17 protein-coding genes are annotated in these 21854 nt (G+C 61.5%); 4 read left to right on the top strand and 13 right to left on the bottom strand.

Annotation, left to right across the window (positions count from 1 at the left end; genetic code table 11):
* Positions 1 to 80: 80 nt before the first annotated feature.
* The 3 genes from AC07RO_RS01345 (at position 81) to AC07RO_RS01335 (ending at position 3695) form a co-directional block, all read left to right on the top strand.
* Positions 81 to 1001 carry a putative 2-dehydropantoate 2-reductase gene (locus tag AC07RO_RS01345; RefSeq protein WP_495085086.1) on the top strand — a complete coding sequence of 307 codons (921 nt, stop codon included), beginning with the start codon at positions 81 to 83 and terminating at the stop codon, positions 999 to 1001.
* A 62-nt stretch (positions 1002 to 1063) separates the two neighbouring features.
* A complete protein-coding gene (locus AC07RO_RS01340; protein ID WP_495085085.1) occupies positions 1064 to 3112 on the top strand; it encodes a sensor histidine kinase in 2049 nt (682 codons plus the stop codon).
* A 4-nt stretch (positions 3113 to 3116) separates the two neighbouring features.
* Positions 3117 to 3695, top strand: a complete 579-nt coding sequence (locus tag AC07RO_RS01335) for a cob(I)yrinic acid a,c-diamide adenosyltransferase (RefSeq protein WP_065992164.1) — start codon at positions 3117 to 3119, stop codon at positions 3693 to 3695.
* A 656-nt stretch (positions 3696 to 4351) separates the two neighbouring features.
* Here AC07RO_RS01335 and AC07RO_RS01330 read toward each other — a convergent pair.
* The 4 genes from AC07RO_RS01330 to secA all read right to left on the bottom strand — a co-directional run bounded on the left by AC07RO_RS01330 (position 4352) and on the right by secA (position 10068).
* A complete protein-coding gene (locus AC07RO_RS01330; protein WP_495085084.1) occupies positions 4352 to 5296 on the bottom strand; it encodes a Nudix family hydrolase in 945 nt (314 codons plus the stop codon).
* A 2-nt stretch (positions 5297 to 5298) separates the two neighbouring features.
* Positions 5299 to 5925 (bottom strand): glutathione S-transferase family protein, encoded by a 627-nt coding sequence (locus tag AC07RO_RS01325; RefSeq protein WP_495085083.1) that lies wholly within the window; start codon positions 5923 to 5925, stop codon positions 5299 to 5301.
* 38 nt (positions 5926 to 5963) lie between these two features.
* Complete coding sequence (gene argJ / locus AC07RO_RS01320) at positions 5964 to 7181, bottom strand: bifunctional glutamate N-acetyltransferase/amino-acid acetyltransferase ArgJ (RefSeq protein WP_463583399.1); 1218 nt, start codon at positions 7179 to 7181, stop codon at positions 5964 to 5966.
* A 136-nt stretch (positions 7182 to 7317) separates the two neighbouring features.
* The gene (gene secA / locus AC07RO_RS01315; protein ID WP_192171753.1) at positions 7318 to 10068 is read right to left on the bottom strand and encodes a preprotein translocase subunit SecA; all 2751 of its coding nucleotides are present in this window, start codon (positions 10066 to 10068) and stop codon (positions 7318 to 7320) included.
* A gap of 319 nt (positions 10069 to 10387) precedes the next feature.
* Here secA and AC07RO_RS01310 point away from each other — a divergent pair, with 319 nt between their 5' ends.
* Positions 10388 to 10855 carry a DUF721 domain-containing protein gene (locus AC07RO_RS01310; protein WP_346630813.1) on the top strand — a complete coding sequence of 156 codons (468 nt, stop codon included), beginning with the start codon at positions 10388 to 10390 and terminating at the stop codon, positions 10853 to 10855.
* 539 nt (positions 10856 to 11394) lie between these two features.
* Here the strand turns inward: AC07RO_RS01310 and lpxC are convergent.
* The 9 genes from lpxC to murD all read right to left on the bottom strand — a co-directional run bounded on the left by lpxC (position 11395) and on the right by murD (position 21853).
* A complete protein-coding gene (lpxC, locus tag AC07RO_RS01305) occupies positions 11395 to 12306 on the bottom strand; it encodes a UDP-3-O-acyl-N-acetylglucosamine deacetylase (protein WP_065992158.1) in 912 nt (303 codons plus the stop codon).
* Positions 12307 to 12418: 112 nt separating this feature from the next.
* Positions 12419 to 13609 (bottom strand): cell division protein FtsZ, encoded by a 1191-nt coding sequence (gene ftsZ / locus AC07RO_RS01300; protein ID WP_074884474.1) that lies wholly within the window; start codon positions 13607 to 13609, stop codon positions 12419 to 12421.
* A 63-nt stretch (positions 13610 to 13672) separates the two neighbouring features.
* A complete protein-coding gene (ftsA, locus tag AC07RO_RS01295) occupies positions 13673 to 14932 on the bottom strand; it encodes a cell division protein FtsA (RefSeq protein ID WP_037014678.1) in 1260 nt (419 codons plus the stop codon).
* A gap of 15 nt (positions 14933 to 14947) precedes the next feature.
* A complete protein-coding gene (locus AC07RO_RS01290; RefSeq protein ID WP_495085082.1) occupies positions 14948 to 15820 on the bottom strand; it encodes a cell division protein FtsQ/DivIB in 873 nt (290 codons plus the stop codon).
* 3 nt (positions 15821 to 15823) lie between these two features.
* Positions 15824 to 16783, bottom strand: coding sequence for a D-alanine--D-alanine ligase (locus tag AC07RO_RS01285; protein ID WP_192171756.1), 960 nt, complete (start codon positions 16781 to 16783; stop codon positions 15824 to 15826).
* Positions 16780 to 18240: a UDP-N-acetylmuramate--L-alanine ligase gene (gene murC / locus AC07RO_RS01280; protein ID WP_133772215.1), complete on the bottom strand. Its 1461-nt coding sequence runs from the start codon at positions 18238 to 18240 to the stop codon at positions 16780 to 16782. Before murC ends, AC07RO_RS01285 begins: the two co-directional genes overlap by 4 nt.
* On the bottom strand, positions 18233 to 19306 hold the full coding sequence (murG, locus tag AC07RO_RS01275) for an undecaprenyldiphospho-muramoylpentapeptide beta-N-acetylglucosaminyltransferase (RefSeq protein WP_495085081.1): 1074 nt from the start codon (positions 19304 to 19306) through the stop codon (positions 18233 to 18235). The genes murC and murG overlap by 8 nt, the downstream gene beginning before the upstream one ends.
* A complete protein-coding gene (gene ftsW / locus AC07RO_RS01270; protein WP_133772211.1) occupies positions 19293 to 20510 on the bottom strand; it encodes a putative lipid II flippase FtsW in 1218 nt (405 codons plus the stop codon). The genes murG and ftsW overlap by 14 nt, the downstream gene beginning before the upstream one ends.
* Positions 20507 to 21853, bottom strand: coding sequence for a UDP-N-acetylmuramoyl-L-alanine--D-glutamate ligase (murD, locus tag AC07RO_RS01265; protein WP_346630818.1), 1347 nt, complete (start codon positions 21851 to 21853; stop codon positions 20507 to 20509). Before murD ends, ftsW begins: the two co-directional genes overlap by 4 nt.
* Position 21854: the final 1 nt, after the last annotated feature.

Below are 21854 nucleotides of genomic sequence, written 5' to 3'. Positions count from 1 at the left end.
TTCCCACGTTCATGTGAGCCTGCGATGTTGATTTGGTTTTCCTTGCGCACCGAGATCTTCGTCATCGGGCGTGATTTCTTTTGAGTCGCGTTTGCTGGCATGTGCTGGGCGCGGGCAGTCTGGGCAGTCTGTGGGCTACGCGACTGGCCAGGGCGGGTCTGCCGGTGCGGGTGATCTTGCGCGACGAGGCCCGACTGGCGGCCTACAACGCACAAGCCGGCCTGACGCTCAACGAAAACGGTCAGCGTCAGACGTTTGCCATTCCGGCGCAGACGGTCAGCGCGGATGAACCGATCCAGCGGCTGCTGGTGGCATGCAAGGCCTACGACGCTGAACATGCGGTTGCAGCCGTCGCCCATCGACTGACCGACAGGGCCGAGGTGCTCCTCCTGCAAAACGGGCTGGGCAGCCAGGACGCCGTGGCCGCCATGATTCCTGGGGCCCGCTGCATCTTTGTCTCCAGCACCGAAGGTGCCTACCGAGATGAAGACTGGAGCGTGGTGTTCGCCGGACAGGGTTTCAACTGGCTGGGCGACACGCCGCAAGGCGCGGCGCCGGCCTGGCTGGACGAACTCAAGCAGGCGGGCATCCCCCATCAGTGGACCGCTGACATCGCCGAACACCTCTGGCGCAAGCTCGCGCTCAACTGCGCCATCAACCCGCTGACCGTCTTGCACCAATGCCGCAACGGCGAGCTGCAGGCTCATGCCGAGGAAGTGACGGCGCTGTGTGCCGAGCTCGGCCATGTGCTGCACTGCTGCGGTCAGCCCGGCGCGGCTGAAGGGTTGCTGGATCAAGTGCAACAGGTGATTGCCGCCACCGCTGCGAATTATTCCTCGATGTATCAGGATGTCGCCCAAGGCCGCCGCACCGAGATCCGCTACCTGCTCGGGCATGTCTGCGCCACGGCGGCGGCGCTTGATTGCCCGGCACCCACACTGAACCTGTTGCGCCTGCGCCTGATCGAACACCTCAACGCCCGAGGTCTGCCCAGCGACTGACGGGTTTGCTCACGGGCGGAACAGCGCTAACCTGCCCGCTCCTCCTTCCGGTGACCTGCCCCATGCCATTGCGCCAGCGCCTCGAAAACCTGCCGGTCGGTCAAAAACTTCTGGCCGCCTTGCTGGTATTGCTCACCACCGTGCTGGTGGTCGCCAACCTGACCTTCATCAGCGCCGCCTACTACATCTCTCAGGAAGCGATGGCGCCCCAGGCGTTGCAAACGATCGGTCGACTGATCAGCAATCCGGGGCTGTCCGAGCAAGCCTTATCCTCGACCTACAACGCCCAGGCGCTGCTCAAGGAACTGAAAAATTACGGCCCGTTGCGGGCGGCGGCTGTTTACGACAGCAGCGGTACGCGTCTGGCGCAGATGCAGCAGGGCGACAAGTTGCGCATGCCCGACCACTATCGGGATCTGGAGAGCTGGCGCATTACCGAGTTTCGCAACACTCAGGTCATCCCCATCCCCAAAGCAGGGCAAGCGCCGGGGCATCTGTTGCTGGTCGCGAGCAGCGAACTGCCGACGGCGTTCTACACCGGCACGCTGACCGCCAGTATCGGCATTCTGATTTTCAGCATCCTGCTCTGGGCCGGTGTCGCCCGGCAGATTCGGCGCTTCATCACCGAGCCGATCTACCAGCTTGAAGATTTGTCCCGGCGGGTGACCCGCGAGGAGAACTACGCGCTGCGGGCGACCCCCGGCAACAAGGACGAGATCGGTTCGCTCGCCGAGGCGTTCAACACCATGCTCTCGCGCATGGAAGCCCGTGAACAGCAGCTCAGACGCGCGCGCGATGAGTCCCAGGAAGCCTACGATCAGGCGCAGGGTCTGGCGGAAGAAACCCGTCACACCAACCGCAAGCTGGAGCTGGAAGTGCAGGTGCGCAGCAAGATCGAGAAGAAGCTCACGGGGTTCCAGAACTACCTCAACAGCATCATCGACTCCATGCCTTCAGCGCTGATTGCCCTGGACGAGCAACTGTACGTCACCCAGTGGAATCAGGAAGCCGGCGCCCTGTCCGGCACCCCACTGGACGAGGCGCTGAACCAGCCGATTTATTCGGCATTCCCGCCGATGCGCGCGTTTTTGCCGCAGATCAAGCAGACCGTCGAGCGTCACACCGTCACCAAGATCGAGCGTGTCACCTGGGTCAAGGGCGAAGAGTCGCGTCATTACGCCCTCACCTTCTACCCTCTGACCGGCGATGCAGGCCGTGGCGCGGTGATCCGCATCGATGACATTACCCAGCGCCTGTCGCTGGAGGAAATGATGGTCCAGTCCGAGAAGATGCTCTCGGTGGGTGGCCTGGCCGCAGGCATGGCCCATGAAATCAACAACCCCCTCGGCGCGATCATGCACAACGTGCAGAACATCCGCCGTCGGCTGTCGCCCGATCTGCCGAAGAATCTGGAGCAGGCCCAGCAGGAAGGCATCGAACTGGCCGCGGTCAATCAATACCTGATCGCCCGCGAAGTGCCGCAGTTGCTGGACGGCATTCAGTCGGCCGGAGCGCGGGCGGCGAAGATCGTCAGCCACATGCTCAGCTTCAGCCGACGCAGCAACCGGCAGTTGGCGCCCTGTGATCTGCCGGCACTGATCGATCAGGCCGTGGAGATTGCCAGCAACGACTTCGACCTGACCATCGGCTTTGACTTCAAGGGCCAGAACATCATTCGCCAGTTCGATCCTGCTCTGGGCCCGGTGCCTGCGACGGCCAACGAACTGGAGCAAGTGCTGCTCAACCTGCTGAAGAACGCCGCTCAGGCTATTCACCAGCGCGAGAACGCCAGCGAGCCGGGGCGCATCATTTTGCGCACACGCCTGAACCCGCCCTGGGCGGAAATCCAGGTCGAGGACAACGGCATCGGCATGTCCGAGAGCGTGCGCAAGCGCACCTTCGAGCCGTTTTTCACCACCAAGGAAATCGGCCAGGGCACGGGCCTCGGACTGTCGGTGTCGTATTTCATCATCACCAACAACCACAAAGGCCAGATGGAAGTGCATTCCACCCTCGGCCAGGGCACCTGTTTCACCTTGCGCCTGCCGCTGGTGGACAATTCGATAGATATGCCTGCACCACAGGTCATTGGTCAGAACGACCGGGAGTAGAGCCATGGGATTTCGCTTGTCGAAAATTTACACGCGCACGGGTGACACCGGCGAAACGGGCCTGGGCGATGGTCGCCGAGTGCCGAAGGATCACCCGCGGGTCGAGGCCATCGGGGAAGTCGATTCGCTGAACAGTCAGGTCGGCGTGTTGCTGGCGGGCCTTTCGGCGGCGGTCGCGACTCATCCGGCGCTGCAGGAAGTCATCGACGTATTGGCGCCGTGTCAGCATCGGTTGTTCGACCTGGGCGGCGAGCTGGCGATGCCGGAATACAAGGCGCTGAATGCGGCGGAGATCGAGCGCCTGGAAACGGCCATCGATCACTGGAATGAGGAGCTGGGGCCGCTGGAGAACTTCATCCTGCCGGGCGGCTCGACGCTGATCGCCCAAGCCCACGTTTGCCGAAGCCTGGCGCGTACGGCGGAGCGGCGTTGTCAGCACCTGAACGCGGTCGAGCCGCTGGCCGGGGTTGGTCTGGCGTACATCAATCGGCTGTCGGATTTGCTGTTTGTCGCGGCACGCATCATTGCCCGGCGTGAGGGTGTAGCGGAGATTTTGTGGGAGCCTGCGAAGAAGCCGCAGTGATTGGGTTGGGAGTAGGCAGGACTGTGCTGCGGTGATGATGTGCTGATACACCGCAACTCAGCTGGCAAGCGCAAATCCTGTGGGAGTGACCGGGGTGGCGCTCCACCTTGCTCACGAAGACTGCATTTCAGCCACTAGAGATCCAGTGGATGTACAGACCTCTTCGCGAGCAAGCTCGCTCCCACAGTGACCGCATCAGCCGTTGAACAAGCGGTGCCTGATTGCTTGATGAGCGCAGAGCATCAAATGTGCTGCTACACCGCGATTGACTGGCAAAACAGGGATCCTGTGGGAGTGAGCTTGCTCACGAAGACGGCATTTCACCCACTGGAGATCTAGTGGATGTACAGACCTCTTCGCGAGCAAGCTCGCTCCCACAGTGACCGCACCAGCCGTTGAATAAGCGGTGCCTGATTGCTTGATGAGCGCAGAGGTCAAATGTGCTGCTACACCGCGATTGACTGGCAGAACAGGGATCCTGTGGGAGTGAGCTTGCTCACGAAGACTGCATTTCAGCCACTAGAAATCTGGTAGATGTACAGGCCTCTTCGCGAGCAAGCTCGCTCCCACAAGTTCTTTGCCAGCCGGTACATCTGTGGCATTGCTTTGTGCGCTGAGAGGCGGATCGCTGGCTCGTATAGCGATATAGGTATTGATTAGCCCTGCGGCCAGAACGCTCTGATCCCCGCCACACCCTGCGCGCCACATTCCCACGCGTGCTGACGCTCCGTCGGCCCTACCCCGCCCAGCAGATAAACCGGCTTGCTAAAGCCCTCGATCAAGTCGCGAGCCTTTTCCCAACCCAGCGGCTGTGCGTCCGGATGGCTTTGGGTCGGCAGCACGGGCGAGAGGGTGACGAAATCCACGCCCATCTGCTCGGCCAGACTCAACTCTTCAGCGTCGTGACAGGAGGCTGCCAGCCAGCGATCTTCAGGAAACGGACGGCCCTTGCTGGCGTATTTGCGCAGCTGTTCGCTGGTCAGGTGCCAGCCCGCCGCCGGAAAGTCACCCAGCCATTCCCTCGGCCCTTTGAGCATCAACTGCGCCTTGCCCGCGCACAGCCCGACCGCGTCCACCGCAACGTCACGGTATTTCGGGTCGTACATGTTCGGCGCCCGCAGTTGAACCAGCTTGATGCCGCCAGCCACCGCCGTGCGTATGCCACGCAGCAGCTCGGGCGTTTCCAGATCGTCCGGGGTGATGAGGTACTCGCCCGGCAAACGCGCAGCGGCCACGATCGGCCGATTGGCCGCCGGAAATTCATACTCGGCCAGTTCCCGCTGCGATACCCAGGCCAGCGGTTGCCCTTCGACACCGTGGGGCTCGCCGGTAAACGACGAGACTTCCCACACGTCCAGCAACACCTGTTTGTCCGGGTAGTCGTGCTTGATCTTGATCAGCGGACGCGCCGCCGTAACGACGATGCCGAGCTCTTCGTGCAGCTCGCGGGACAGCGCGGCCTCGACCGATTCATCCGGTTCAACCTTGCCGCCAGGAAACTCCCACAGACCGCCCTGATGCTGTTTGTCGGCGCGTCGGGCGATGAGGATCTTGCCGTCGGTGCCACGGATAACCGCCGCGGCCACATGGATGCGTTTCACGTTCAACCTTCCTCCAGACCTGCCTGCTGCCAGCGTTTGAACTCAGGCCACTGATAAATCGTTTCGACGTAGGCGGCCGCGTCCGCAGGCAGCTCAACGTGATAGGTACGAAAGCGCACGGCGACCGGTGCGAAGAACGCATCGACGATGCCCGGCGTGCCGAACAGGAACCCCTCGCTCACACCTGACACCGCGCGGCATTCACGCCACAGCGCAACCATGCGGTCGATATCGGCCTGAGCTTCGACTGCGATGACCTCCAGCGCCTCGTCCTGACGCAGGTCCATCGGCAAGCGCGAGCGCAGTCCGACAAAGCCGCTGTGCATTTGCGCGCACGCCGAGCGGGCCTGAGCGCGGGCGGCGATATCCGCCGGCCACAAGCCTGCATTCGGAAAACGCTCCGCCAGATACTCACAGATCGCCAGAGAATCAACGATGGTGCCGTGCTCGCACTTCAGCGCCGGGACTTTACCGGTCGGCGAATGCTCAAGAATCAGGCGCGTGGTGTCGGTCTGATTCAGGCGAATCACCTGATCGGTGAACGTCTCGCCGGTCAGCGCAAGCGCCAGCCACGGACGCAGCGACCAGGAGGAATAACGTTTGTCGCCGATGATCAGGTGCAGGCTCATGTCTTGGCTCCGTTGAGACCGGTGGACTCGCTCGTGACTCAGGTGCGGTATTCCGCGTTGATTTTCACGTATTCGTGCGACAGGTCGGTGGTCCAGATGGTTTCGCTGCAATCACCTCGACCCAGCTCGATGCGGATAGTGATTTCTTCCTGCGCCATCACCAGCGAGCCTTGCTCTTCAGTGTAGGTGCTGGCGCGGGCGCCTTTGCTGGCGATGCAGACGTCGCCCAGAAACACGTCGATCTTGCTGACGTCCAGGTTCGGTACGCCCGCACGGCCTACGGCCGCCAGGATCCGGCCCCAGTTAGGGTCTGACGCGAACAGCGCGGTTTTGATCAGCGGCGAGTGGGCCACGGTGTAACCCACGTCCAGGCATTCCTGATGATTACCGCCGCCGTTGACTTCGACGGTCACGAACTTGGTCGCGCCCTCGCCGTCACGGACGATAGCCTGGGCGACGTCCATGCACACCTCGAAGACGGCTTTTTTCAGCGCTTCAAACAGTGGGCCCTTGGCTTCAGTCACCGCGGGCAGGTCGGCCTGGCCGGTGGCAATCAGCATGCAGCAGTCATTGGTCGACGTGTCGCCGTCGATGGTGATGCGGTTGAACGACTTGTTGGCGCCGTCGCGAATCAGGTCCTGCAGCACGCTCGGCGCCACCTTGGCGTCGGTGGCGATGTAGCCCAGCATGGTCGCCATGTTCGGACGAATCATGCCCGCGCCTTTGCTGATGCCGGTCACGGTGACCGTGACGCCATCTAGCACGAACTGACGGCTCGCGCCTTTGGGCAGCGTGTCAGTGGTCATGATGCCGGTGGCCGCTGCGGCCCAGTTGTCGACGGACAAATCATCCAGCGCCGCCTGCAGCGCGCCTTCGATCTTCTCGACGGGCAACGGCTCACCGATCACGCCCGTGGAAAACGGCAGCACCGCGCTGGCGTCCACCCCGGTGATCTCGGCCAGCTTCGCGCAGGTGCGCTCGGCAGCGGCAAGGCCCGGTTCGCCCGTGCCAGCGTTGGCGTTGCCGGTGTTGGTCAGCAGATAGCGCACAGTGCCCTGCACGCGCTGTTTGGCGATGATCACCGGCGCCGCGCAAAACGCGTTCAGGGTGAATACGCCCGCGACACTGGAGCCTTCGGCGCAGCGCATCACCACAACATCTTTGCGCCCCGGGCGCTTGATGCCGGCGGAAGCGATGCCAAGTTCAAAACCGGGAACCGGGTGCAGCGTCGGCAAAGGACCAAGACCAACAGCCATGAAGTGCGCTCCTTGAAAGACAGTCACACCGCGCGGCCTCGCCGACACGGCTCGATTGATTGAAAAACGCCGCGACGGCTGAGCCGGTCGCGGCGTGATATTACAGGTCAGCTACAGCTCTTCGCGGTGGGCGAAATCAGCTGATCTGGCCGTGACAGTGCTTGAATTTCTTGCCCGAACCACACCAGCACAATTCGTTGCGACCCAGCTTCTGGTCGTTGCGTACCGGCGACAGTGCGGCGGCTGCAGCTACCGCGACGTCTTCGCCCTCTTCAGCGAGCAGGTCCGGCTGATCCAGGCCCGGCGCTTCGGCGTGCTGGAACTGCATGCGCTGCGCCAACTCCTCGGCTTCGCGACGCAGACGCGCCTCTTCCTCGGCCGGATCTTCGCGGCGAACCTGGACGTGGGACAGCACACGAATGGCGTCGCGCTTGATCGAATCGAGCAGCTCCTGGAACAGGGCAAACGACTCGCGCTTGTATTCCTGCTTCGGGTTTTTCTGAGCGTAGCCGCGCAGGTGAATACCGTGACGCAGGTGATCCATGGTCGACAGGTGGTCTTTCCACAGGTCGTCCAGCACGCGCAGGAGAATCTGCTTCTCGAAGGTGCGCAGCGCCTCGGCACTGGCCTGGTCTTCTTTCTCGTTGTAGGCCGCCAGAATGGCTTCCATCAACTTCGGACGCAGGGTGTCTTCGTTCAGGTGATCGTCTTCGTCGAGCCACTGCTGAATCGGCAGCTTCACGCCGAAATCGCTGTTCAGCGCGGCTTCCAGACCGGCCACGTTCCACTGCTCAGGCAACGACTGCGGCGGGATGTGCGCCGAGATGGTGGCATCCAGGACTTCTTCGCGGAACTCGGCAATGGTGTCACCAATGTTGGTCGCAGCCAGCAGGCTGTTACGCATGTGGTAGATCACTTTGCGCTGTTCGTTGGAAACGTCGTCGAACTCGAGCAGCTGCTTGCGGATATCGAAGTTGCGGCCTTCGACCTTGCGCTGCGCTTTTTCGATCGCGTTGGTCACCATACGGTGCTCGATCGCTTCACCGGACTGCATGCCCAGCGCCTTCATGAAGTTCTTCACCCGGTCAGAGGCGAAGATGCGCATCAGGCTGTCTTCCAGCGACAGGTAAAAACGGCTTGAACCGGTGTCACCCTGACGACCGGCACGACCACGCAACTGGTTGTCGATACGGCGGGATTCGTGACGTTCAGAGGCAATAACGTGCAGGCCGCCCGCCTCGATCACTTGCTGATGGCGCTTCTGCCAGTCGGCCTTGATCTGCGCGATCTGCTCTGGGGTCGGGTCTTCCAGGCTGGCCACTTCAACTTCCCAGTTGCCGCCCAACAGAATGTCGGTACCGCGACCGGCCATGTTGGTGGCGATGGTCAGCGCACCCGGACGACCTGCCTGGGCAATGATCTCGGCTTCTTTTTCGTGGAACTTGGCGTTCAGAACCTTGTGCTCGATACCTTCCTGCACCAGCAGGCGAGACATGTGCTCGGAGGTTTCGATGGTCGCTGTACCCACCAGCACCGGACGCTGCTCGGCTAGGCAGGCCTTGATGTCGGTGATGATCGCCGCGTACTTCTCTTCAGCGGTCAGGTACACGAGGTCGTTGAAGTCTTTCCGCGCCAACGGCTTGTTCGGCGGAATGACCATCACGGCCAGAGCATAGATCTGGTGGAATTCGAACGCTTCGGTGTCCGCCGTACCGGTCATGCCGGACAGCTTGTTGTAGAGACGGAAGTAGTTCTGGAAGGTGGTAGAGGCCAGGGTCTGGCTCTCGGCCTGAATATTCAGGCCTTCCTTCGCTTCGATGGCCTGGTGCAGGCCCTCGGACAGACGACGACCCGGCATGGTACGACCGGTGTGTTCGTCGACCAGCAGGATCTGGCCGTCCTGAACGATGTACTCGACGTTGCGATGGAACAGTTTGTGGGCACGCAGACCGGCATAAACGTGGGTCAGCAGGCCCAGGTTGTGCGCGGAATACAGGCTCTCGCCTTCAGCCAGCAAACCGACTTCGGTGAGCATCTCTTCGATGAACTGGTGACCGGACTCGTTCAGCTCCACCTGACGGGACTTCTCGTCGATGGAGAAGTGACCCTGCTGGGTGACCTGGCCTTCCACTTCCTCGATGTGCTGCTCAAGCTTGGGGATCAGCTTGTTGATTTCGGTGTAGAGCTTGGAGCTGTCTTCGGCCTGGCCGGAGATGATCAGCGGCGTACGCGCTTCGTCGATGAGGATCGAGTCCACTTCGTCGATCACGGCGAAATTCAGTTCACGCTGGAATTTGTCTTCCAGGCTGAACGCCATGTTGTCGCGCAGGTAATCGAAACCGAATTCGTTGTTGGTGCCGTAGGTGATGTCGGAGGCGTAGGCGGCGCGCTTCTCTTCCGGCGGCTGGAAAGGCGTGACCACGCCTACGGTCAGACCGAGGAATTCATACAGCGGGCGCATCCAGTTGGCGTCACGACGGGCCAGGTAGTCGTTCACCGTGACCACGTGCACGCCTTTGCCGGACAGTGCGTTGAGGTAGACCGCGAGGGTCGCGACGAGGGTTTTACCCTCACCGGTACGCATCTCGGCGATCATGCCTTCGTGCAGCGTCATGCCGCCGATCAGCTGTACGTCGAAGTGACGCATGCCCATGATGCGTTTACCCGCCTCGCGGCAGACCGCGAAGGCTTCTGGCAAGAGCTGGTCGAGGGTCTCACCTTTGGCTATGCGGGCCTTCAACTCGTCGGTCTTGGCGCGCAGCTGTTCGTCCGAGAGGGCGAGCATTTGCTCTTCGAAGCTGTTGACGACCTGGACCGTCTTGAGCATGCGCTTCACTTCGCGCTCGTTCTTGCTTCCGAAAAGTTTTTTTAACAAAGGTGCAAACATATCGAAAGGATCTTCCACACATAGGGATGGAGGGCGGCCCCGTGAGTCGCCCGAGCAGCCCTCATGGCCGCATGCGAACGAGCATTCTACCCGGAAATGGTGGTGAGGAAAGTGGCGTTATTCCACGATGCTGGCACAGCAATGTTACGGGGCAGAAGTACAATAGGGTCATTTCCCGTGACTTCAACCCATGGGAGTGAGAAGTTTTATTAATGTTTTTTCATGATTGCGCGGCTTGTTTGCACCCTGGGCGCCTGACGCAAAGGTGCTTCTACCGATTCTGCTAAGATCACGCCCAGGCAACACAAGGCACCTCATCATGGCATTCCGTCCCCTCCCCGCTCGCGCACCGGCTGTGCTTCTGCGCGAAGCCCGGCCCCTCAAAGCCATCTTCAACCACGCCCAACGCCTCGCGCACTTGCAGCGTCTGCTGGAAAGCCAGCTACAACCCGCCGCCCGCGAGCACTGCCACGTCGCGTCATGGCGCGAAGGTACACTGCTGCTCATCGTCACCGACGGCCACTGGGCGACACGACTGCGTTATCAACAGAAGCGTTTGCAACGGCAACTGGTCGCGTTCAAGGAATTTGCCAACCTCACCCGCTTGCAATTGAAGGTACAGCCCTCGAGAACCCACAGGACCGAAGCTGGGCATACGCGCGATCTGTCGGTCGCGGCGGCTGAGACCATCACCGCAACAGCGGAAGGCATCACCGACCCGAAACTGCGTGCTGCGCTCGAACGGCTGGCCGCGCATGCTGTGCCTAAAGAGGCTGGGGATTCGTAAACCTGCAGGATGCCGGCGTTTTCACTGACCCCTTCCCGGCTAAAGCCGGTCCTACTAAAAAGCACCGTGTACACCTGCGGGACCGGGTGCGCCCCCCCCCGTAGGACCGGCTTCAGCCGGGAAGCTTTTGATCTGTTCTTGATCTGCTTTTGATCTTGATCTTCATACGCAAAAAGCTCAGACGACAGCCATCGCGACTTGGGTGCAGGCTGAACGCAGTTCTCGCGCAGTGGGCCGAGCCGCATGGATGCGGCGAGAGCGCCGTCAGGGCATGGATGCCCGTTCGGCGCGGGCCCACGGAGCGAGACCGGAGTGAAGGTATTCCGACGAAGGAGGAACCCAACCAGGAGCACGGCCTTTTTGGTTACTTTTTTCTGGGCCGGCAATCCGGGCTGTTGGGAAAAGTGACCCGCCGTAAGGGCGGAACCATAACTCCAGTACACACAAAAAACGGATATGCCCGCTATCTAATCGACGATCCATAAAAAAGGCCACCCGAAGGTGGCCTGAAAACATCAAAACTAGGAAGAAGAGACTGTTTACACCGCCGCTACAGGGCGCATGTAAGAGATCGGTGCGGTGCTGGCATCTTCGAAGGTCACAACTTCCCAAGCGTCTTCCTGAGCGATCAACGCACGAAGCAAACGATTGTTCAGACCGTGTCCCGACTTGAAGCCCTGATACTCGCCGATCAGACTGTTGCCCAACAGATACAGGTCACCGATGGCATCCAGAATCTTGTGCTTCACGAACTCGTCTTCATAACGAAGACCGTCTTCGTTCAACACGCCGTCCTTGTCCACGACGATCGCGTTTTCAACGCTGCCGCCCAGAGCCAGGTTGTGCTTACGCAGATACTCGATGTCTTTCATGAAACCGAATGTCCGCGCACGGCTCACTTCTTTAACGAACGAAGTGCTGGAAAAATCCACACAAGCCGTTTGCGTGCGGTTCTTGAGATACGGGTGATCGAAATCGATCTCGAACCCGACCTTGAACCCTTCAAACGGTAAGAACTTGGCGGACTTGCCGTCTTCTTCTACGCACACTTCTTTAAGTATGCGGATGAATTTCTTCGGTGCGTCCTGTTCTTCCAGGCCAGCCGATTGAATCAGGAATACGAAGGGACCTGCGCTGCCATCCATGATTGGAACTTCGGAGGCAGAAAGTTCAACGTAGGCGTTATCGATGCCAAGGCCGGCCATGGCCGACAGCAAGTGCTCGACCGTATCGACCTTCACGTCGCCATTGAACAGCGTCGTGGAGAGCGTGGTGTCACCCACATTCAACGCGTGAGCGTTGATCTGGACCACCGGCTCAAGGTCGGTACGGAAAAACACAATGCCAGCGTTCACAGGTGCTGGTTTGAGGGTCAGGTAAACCTTCTCCCCCGAGTGCAGGCCGATACCTGTGGCACGGATAATATTTTTCAGGGTGCGTTGTTTAATCATGGCATTGGCCGCTTCAGCGCGTATCGCGAATTAGTATCAACAAAGGCTGGCGATGATAGCAGACCCCGCCTTTGCTGAACACCAATCACCCTTATACCCCTGATAGAACCCATTAATCAGCCTGACGACGCAGGAACGCTGGAATATCCAGGTAATCCAGATCGTCTTGGGGGTTCATCTTCGCTGCGGCTGTTGCGCCCGCGTGTGCCTGATTGCGCATCACGGTTGGACGGTCCAGATCGCGATAGTTGACCGAAGGCAACTCCTGGCGTGCGGCGTGCTGCTGCGCAGGTGCGGCTTGAGCGGTCTGCATGGTGTTGTCGATGACCTTCACAGGCTTCTCGATTTTTGCACCCAGGCCAGTAGCAACAACAGTCACGTGCAGCTCGTCGCGCATGTCCGGATCGATAACGGTACCGACCTTGACCATGGCGTGCTCGGAGGCGAACGCTTCGATGATGCTACCCACGTCGGAGTACTCACCCAGAGACAGGTCAGGACCGGCAGTGATGTTGACCAGAATGCCGCGAGCGCCTTGCAGGTTCACGTCTTCCAGCAGCGGGTTGCGGATGGCCGCTTCGGTGGCTTCACGCGCACGGTTCGGACCGCTGGCGCAGCCAGTGCCCATCATCGCCATGCCCATTTCGGACATCACGGTGCGTACGTCAGCGAAGTCGACGTTGATCATGCCCGGACGCTTGATGATGTCGGAGATACCCCGAACGGCACCGGCCAGTACATCGTCAGCCTTGGCGAAAGCCGACAGCAGGCTGGCGTCTTTACCGAGGATGGTCAGCAGCTTCTCGTTGGGAATGGTGATCAACGAGTCGACGCTTTCGGACAGCGCGCGGATGCCTTCATCGGCGATCTGCATGCGCTTGCGGCCTTCGAACGGGAACGGACGCGTCACGACCGCAACGGTCAGAATGCCCATTTCCTTGGCCACTTCGGCAATGATCGGTGCAGCACCAGTACCGGTACCGCCGCCCATGCCGGTGGTGATGAAGACCATGTTGGTGCCTTGCAGCACTTCAGCGATGCGCTCGCGGTCTTCCAGTGCAGCCTGACGGCCGACTTCAGGATTCGCACCTGCGCCCAGGCCTTTGGTCACGCCGGTACCCAGTTGCAGAATGGTACGTGCGCCAATGTTTTTCAGGGCCTGAGCATCGGTGTTGGCGCAGATGAACTCGACGCCTTCGATGTTGCTCTTGACCATGTGATTGACTGCGTTGCCGCCGCCACCACCAACGCCGATAACTTTAATTACCGGGCTTTGTGGGATGTTGTCTACGAGCTCGAACATGTTCCCTCTCCTTCAGTTCTCTAGTTTTATGTCGCCTGTTGCCTGCCTACCACTTTTTGAATCTTAGAAATTCCCCTGAACCCAGCGCTTGAGACGCTCTAACACTGGGGCCTTCGGTTCATCGCTATAACTGCTACCGGAGCCGGAAAGGCCGGACAGCGAGATGCCGTCAGACTGCTTTTGCAGTCCGTACAGCAACAGGCCGACGCCGGTTGAGTAGATCGGGTTGCGAACGACGTCCGCGAGCCCTTTGACGCTGTGCGGCACGCCGAGGCGGACCGGCATGTGGAAGATCTCTTCGGCCAGTTCGACCGCGCCTTCCATTTTCGAGGTGCCACCGGTCAGCACGATGCCGGCCGGGATCAAGTCTTCGTAGCCGCTGCGACGCAGTTCGGCCTGAATCAGGGTGAACAGCTCGTCATAGCGCGGCTCGACCACTTCGGCGAGGGCCTGACGGGACAGTTCACGGGGCGGACGGTCGCCAACGCTTGGCACTTTGATGGTCTCACCGGCACCGGCCAGTTTGGCCAGGGCACAGGCATAACGGATCTTGATTTCTTCGGCGTACTGAGTCGGTGTACGCAGCGCCATGGCGATGTCGTTGGTGACCTGGTCGCCGGCAATCGGGATCACCGCGGTGTGACGGATCGCGCCTTCGGTGAAGATCGCGATGTCAGTGGTGCCGCCGCCGATGTCCACCAGGCACACGCCCAGCTCTTTCTCGTCGTCGGTCAGCACCGAGTAAGCCGAGGCCAGTTGCTCGAGGATGATGTCGTCGACCTCAAGCCCGCAGCGGCGCACGCATTTTTCGATGTTCTGCGCCGCGTTCACCGCGCAGGTCACCACGTGAACCTTGGCTTCCAGACGCACGCCCGACATGCCCAGTGGCTCGCGAACGCCTTCCTGGTTATCGATGACGTAGTCCTGCGGCAGCGTGTGCAGCACGCGCTGGTCAGCCGGGATCGCCACGGCCTGGGCAGCGTCGAGCACGCGCTCAAGGTCAGCGGAGCTCACTTCGCGGTCGCGAATCGCCACGATGCCGTGGGAGTTCAGGCTACGGATGTGGTTGCCCGCCACGCCGACGAACGCCGAGTGGATGCGGCAACCGGCCATCAGCTGCGCTTCTTCTACGGCGCGCTGGATCGATTGCACGGTGGATTCGATATTCACCACCACGCCCTTCTTCAGACCGCGGGACGGGTGAGTGCCGATACCGACGATTTCCAGCGTGCCATCAGCCGCGACTTCGCCTACCAGCGCCACCACCTTGGAGGTGCCGATATCCAATCCGACGATCATTTTGCCGCTTTGCACGTTTGCCATGGGTCCTGCCTCTTATCAATTCTTCGCGACGGCGGATTTGTCCGTCGTTGGCGCCGCTGCCTGTTCGCGCCAACCAACGGCAAGGCCGTTGTTGTAACGAAGGTCGACGCGCGCAATGTTCGTGATCTGGTCTTTCAGTGTCTTGTCGTAGATGGCGATAAAGCGGCGCATCTTCTCAAGCAGATTGCCTCGTCCCAGCAGCAGCTCCAGGCCAGGGCCTGCAGTGCCTGCGCCGGTGGTCAGAAACCAGCTGCCTCGCTCACGCAGTTCCAGGCGAGCGATGGAGAACCCCAGCGGGCGCAACATCTGGCTCAGCACCTGGTACTGCTGCATCACCTGCTGTTGAGCCCGTTGAGGCCCGAACAACTGCGGAAGGTGTTCGTAGTTGGCCAGCTCACGCGGGGTGAATGCCTGACCCTGGTTGTTCAGCAGGGATTGATCGCCCCACCGCGCAACCGGTAATTGTTCTTCCAGACGGATCACCACCTGATCCGGCCAGACGCGGCGGACCTCGGCGTGGGCAATCCACGGCATTTGCTCGAGTTCGGTGCGCATGCCCGCCAAATCGATGTTGAAGAAGCTGGTCGCGACGAACGGCGCGATCCGCTGTTGCACGGCTTGCTGACTGATGTAGCTCAGATCGCCCTGCACGTTGATCCGCGAGATCGGCCGATCGGCGTAAGGCAGCAGGCGCTGGGCGGCTTCGTACGTACCAAAACCAAACACCACCAGCAGCACCGGCCACATGAGGCTGCGCAGGAAACCGAAATTCGGTCGTGGCATGCGCGACGACATGGGCTCCTTGGCAACCATGCGGCTGGCACCCCGCGGCACCGGCTTGTTGCGGCCGGTAGCGGATTGCTGATGACGAACCGTTGCGCCGTGCATGATCTACCCTCGCACCTGGACGCTGTCGGCCAGAATCGCTAACACCAACTGTTGGAAATCGAGCCCGGCTGCGCGTGCAGCCATAGGTACAAGGCTGTGATCGGTCATGCCGGGAACGGTGTTGACTTCCAGCAGCCAGAATTTGCCGTCGGCGTCCTGCATGACATCGGTGCGCGCCCAGCCGGCAATGCCGACCGCTTCACAGGCCCGGGCCGTGAGTGCCTTGAGTTCATCTTCTTTGGCTGCATCGAGGCCGCACGGAATCCGGTACTGGGTATCGGAGGCCAGGTACTTGGCGTCGTAGTCGTAAAAACTGTGGGGAGTACCCAGACCGATGGGAGGCAATACCTGCCCACGCAGAGAGGCGACGGTGAACTCAGGACCTTCGATCCATTGTTCGACCAACACTTGCGAATCGTAGGTACGGGCGGCGTTCCAGGCGGCGATCAATTCGTCGACGCCGGTCACCTTGGCCATACCGATACTGGAACCTTCATGGGCGGGTTTGACGATCAAAGGAAAGCCCAGTTCCGTCGCCGCAGAAATACAATCCGCCTCGCTGCTCAGCACGGCGTGGCGCGGCGTCGGCAAGCCGAGACTCTGCCAGACCTGCTTGGTGCGCAGCTTGTCCATCGCCAGCGCCGACGCGAGCACGCCGCTGCCGGTGTAGGGAATTTCCAGGCACTCAAGCAGACCCTGCATGGTGCCGTCTTCGCCGCCACGACCGTGGAGGACGATGAACGCCCGATCGATTTGTTCACTGACCAGCCGCTGCAGGAAATCCTCGCCCACGTCGATACCGAACGCGTCGACGCCTGCGCTTTGCAGGGCTTCAAGCACTGCGCTGCCGGATTTCAGGGACACCTCCCGCTCCGCGCTCTTGCCGCCGAACAGCACGGCGACGCGACCGAAGCGTTTCGGCTCCAGCGTCGAGAACAGGGCGGACTGCAGGGCGGCTGTCATTTCAGCTTACCTTCGGTTGAGGCCACGATGGCGCCGGTGAAGAGCGGGCTTTTCAGCAGCTGTGGTGCAAGGCCGCCAATGTCGCCGGCGCCCTGGCACAGCAGGATGTCGCCGGCGCGCAGCAGTGGTTTGACCAGCGGCGCCAGTTCGACGCCACGCTCGATGTAGATCGGATCAAGCTGACCGCGCTGACGAATGCTGTGGGCCAGCTGACGGCTGTCCGCACCGGGAATCGGTTCTTCCCCGGCCGGATAGACTTCCATCAGCAGCAACACGTTGGCCTCGTTGAGCACCTGCACGAAATCGTCGTATAGATCGCGGGTGCGGCTGTAACGGTGCGGCTGGTAGACCATGACCAGACGACGGTCCGGCCAGCCACCGCGCACGGCATTGATGACGGCAGCCACTTCACGCGGGTGGTGACCGTAGTCGTCGACCAGCATCACGTTGCCGCCTTCCACCGGCAGCTCGCCGTACACCTGGAAGCGACGGCCAACGCCCTGGAAGCCGGACAGCCCCTGAACGATGGCTTCGTCTGAGACGCCCTCGTCAGTGGCGATGGCAATGGTTGCCAGCGAGTTCAGCACGTTGTGCTTGCCCGGCATGTTGACCGACACATCCAGTGGCTCGCGGTCACGACGCAGCACGGTGAAGTGTGTGTGCATGCCGTCCTGGCGCACGTTGATCGCGCGCACGTCGGCGGCGTCATCGAAGCCGTAGGTCATGATCGGACGCTTGACCGAAGGCAGGATGTCGCGCACCACCGGATCGTCGATGCAGACCACGGCCAGACCGTAAAACGGCAGGTTGTGCAGGAATTCGACGAAGGTCTTCTTCAGTTTGTTGAAGTCGCCTTCGTAGGTCGCCATGTGGTCGGCGTCGATGTTGGTGACCACGGCCACCAGCGGCTGCAGGTGCAGGAAGCTGGCGTCGCTTTCGTCGGCTTCGGCGATCAGGTAACGGCTGGTGCCGAGCTGCGCGTTGGTGCCGGCAGCGTTCAGACGCCCGCCGATCACAAAGGTCGGATCAAGGCCACCCGCCGCGAACACCGAGGCGATTAGGCTGGTGGTCGTGGTTTTGCCGTGGGTACCAGCGACCGCGATACCGTGGCGATAGCGCATCAGCTCGGCGAGCATTTCAGCGCGTGGCACGACAGGAATGCGACGCTCAAGGGCGGTCGCCACTTCCGGGTTGGAGGTGTTCACAGCGCTGGAGACCACCAGCACGTCAGCCGTCGATGCGTTTTCTGCACGATGGCCGATGAAGATCTGCGCGCCAAACGATTCGAGGCGCTCGGTCACCGGCGAAGCCTTGAGGTCGGAACCGGACACGTCATAGCCCAGGTTCAGCAACACTTCGGCGATACCGCACATGCCCACCCCGCCGATGCCCACGAAGTGGATACGACGGATACGGCGCATTTCCGGCTGTGGCATGGCGCGTTGATTCTCAACCATGGGCCACCTCCAGGCAGATATCGACGACGGTGTTGGTGGCGTCAGGCTTGGCCAGTTGGCGAGCCGTGACGGCCATGCGGTTCAATTGTTCGGGTTGCATCAAAACCTCTTTCAGGCGAGCGGCCATTTCGGCGGCGCCAGTTGTCGCTTGCGGCATGACGAAGGCAGCGCCCTCGCGAGCCAGATAGTCGGCGTTGCGTGACTGGTGATCGTCGATCGCATGGGGCAAAGGCACCAGCAACGACGGCAGCCCGGCGGCAGCCAGTTCACTGACGGTCAACGCACCTGCGCGGCAGACCACCAGATCCGCCCAGCCATAGGCCTGGGCCATGTCTTTGATGAACGGGGCAACCTGCGCCTCGACACCGGCGACGCGATAACGCTCGGCGGTCACTTCATCGTGATGCTTGCCGGCCTGATGAAACACTTCAGGGCGGATATCGGCAGGCACTTGTGCCAGGGCTTCCGGCAGCAATTTATTCAGCGGCTCGGCGCCCAGGCTTCCGCCCAGCACCAGCAAACGAGGCCGGCGGCCAATCAGCGTCTGGCGCGGCGTTTCGAAAAACAGCTCGGCACGAACAGGGTTACCGGTGGTGCGACGCTTGGCCGACGCGGCGAAGGTATGCGGGAACGCTTCACAGACGCGTGCGGCGAACGACGCAAGACTGCGATTGGCCGTGCCCGCTACTGCGTTTTGCTCATGGATGATCAGCGGCACGCCGGCCAGTTTCGCCGCCAGACCGCCAGGGCCTGTCACGTAGCCACCGAAACCGACGACGCAGACCGGCTTCAACTCACCCACGATCTTGCGCGCCTGCAGCAAAGCCTTGATCAACATGAACGGCGCTTTCAGCAGCGACAGCCGGCCCTTGCCACGCAAACCGGTGACGTTGATCAGGTGCAGCTTCAACCCTGCGGCGGGCACCAGTTCGTTTTCGATGCCGCGCGGCGTTCCGAGCCAGTGCACGGTGTAACCGCGGGCCTGGAACTCACGGGCGCACGCCAGCGCCGGGAACACGTGTCCGCCGGTGCCGCCCGCCATGATCAAAACGTTACCGGCGGCCATGGGTCGGCTCCTCGGCAAAGTCGCTTTCCTGGAACTCGGCCTCTTCACTGCCCATGTTGTTGCGCGATTCCCACTCGATGCGCAGCAACAGGCCCAGGCTGGCGCAGCAGATGATCAACGAACTGCCGCCGTAGCTGAGGAACGGCAGGGTCAGACCCTTGGTCGGCAGCAGACCGACGTTCACGCCGATGTTGATCAGGAACTGACCAATCCACAGGAAGGCCAGGCCATACGCGGTGTACGCAGCGAAGAACTGCTTGGCGCGCTCGGCCCACATGCCGATGTACATCGCCCGGATACTGACGAACACGAACAGCGCGACCGTGGCGAGGGAACCCACCACGCCCAACTCTTCAGCCAGTACCGAGAACACGAAGTCGGTGTGCGCTTCCGGCAGGTAGAACTGCTTCTGCACGCTGTTGCCGAGGCCGACGCCGAACCATTCACCGCGACCGAAGGCGATCAGCGCCTGGGTCAGCTGGTAGCCGGAACCGAACTGATCGGACCACGGGTCGGTGAAGGTAATCAGACGCGCCATCCGGTACGGCTGCGCCTGAACCAGCACAAACACGGCACCCACTGCCAGCGCGACCATCAAGCTGAAACGGAACAGCCCGACGCCGCCGAGGAACAGCATCGCCGCCGCCGCGCCCATCATCACGACCGTGGCACCGAAGTCCGGCTCCATCAGCAGCAGACCCGCCATCGGCAGCAGCACGATGAACGGCTTGAAGAAGCCCATCCAGCTCTCGCGCACTTCCTGCTGGCGACGAATCAGGTAACCAGCCAGGAAAATCACCACGAAGACCTTGGCGATTTCCGACGGCTGCACGTTGAACATGCCGAAGCCGATCCAGCGCATCGAACCGTTCACCTCACGCCCGATGCCGGGCACGATCACCGCGATCAACAGACCGAACGCGCCAATCAGCATCAGCCATCCCAGGCGCTGCCAGGTAGCAACCGGCACCATCATGGTCGCGACGCAGGCGATCAGGCCCAGCACCAGATAGATCAGGTGACGGGTCATCATGTACAACGCGTTGCCCGACTGCACGGCGGCCACTTCCGACGACGCGGAAGTGATCATCACCAGGCCCAGGCCCAGCAACGCGAGGCAGCCGGCGAGCATCGGGAAATCGACGTCAACGCCACGACCGCTGATGATCGGCGACGGGTACGGCTTGATCACGCCAAAAATCATGACAAGTCCCCCACGGCCCGGGCGAACAGTTGTCCGCGCTCCTCGAAATTCTTGAACATGTCCAGGCTTGCGCAGGCGGGCGACAGCAACACGGCGTCCCCTTCCTGCGCGATATCAGCAGCACGTTGCACGGCTTCTTCCAATGTAGTGACGCGTACCAGAGGCACCGAATCGCCGAAGGTCGCGGCGAGCAAATCCGCATCGCGGCCCAGCAGGACGACGGCGCGGCAATGGGCGGCAACCGGGGCTTGCAGCGGGGTGAAATCCGCGCCCTTGCCATCGCCGCCGGCAATCAGCACCAGCTTGCCGTCGATGTCGGCGCCCAGGCCTTCGATCGCTGCCAGCGCGGCGCCGACGTTGGTCGCTTTGGAGTCGTCGTAGTAGTTCACGCCGTTGAGCTCACGCAGCCACTGGCAGCGATGAACCAGACCGGCAAATGTCTTGAGGCTGGCAAGCATGGCATCGAACGGCAGACCCACCGCATGACCCAGGGCCAGTGCGGCCAGGGCGTTGGCCTGATTGTGGCCACCACGGATTTTCAGCTCGCGGACCGGCATGAGGTTGTCGAACTGGAAGGCCAGATATTTCTCGCCGTTCTCTTCGCGCAAGCCGAAGCCGTTTCTGTCGGGCTTGTTCAAACCAAAGGTCCAGCACGGCACGCCTTCGCCGATCAACGGCCGGGTCAGCGCGTCCTGACGATTCACCACCACTTGGCGCGCGCCGCGGAAGATCCGGTGCTTGGCCAGGTGATAAGCCGGCAGGCCGCTGTAACGGTCCATGTGGTCTTCACTGATGTTCAGCACGGTCGCCACTTCAGCGCCAAGCTGATCGGTGGTTTCCAGCTGGAAGCTCGACAGCTCCATCACATACAGCTCGACGTCGTCGCTGAGCAGGTCCAGCGCCGGCGTGCCGAGATTGCCGCCGACCGCAACACGCTTGCCCGCTGCCGCCGCCATCTCGCCCACCAGCGTGGTGACCGTGCTTTTCGCGTTCGATCCGCTGATGGCCACGATGGGCGCCCTGGCATTGCGAGCGAACAGCTCGATGTCGCCGGACAGCTTCACGCCGCGCATGGCCGCTTGCTGCAGGGCCGGGGTTGCCAGCGCCAGACCGGGGCTGACATACAGCTCATCGGCGCGGCACAGGAATTCAACGTCCAGCTCGCCACAGCGCACTTCGACCTGCGGGTAGTCACGGCGCAAGGTCGCGAGTTCTGGCGGATGCTCCCGCGTATCGGCGACAGCAAACGACACACCCCGGTTCGCCAGAAAGCGAACCAGGGACATGCCGCTCTTGCCGAGGCCGACAACGATGCGGAAGTGGTCAGAAGCGATCAGTGACACT

The sequence above is a fragment of the Pseudomonas sp. GW821-FHT07F05 genome, assembly GCF_059418765.1.
This window is presented reverse-complemented; position numbering and strand designations above follow the sequence as displayed.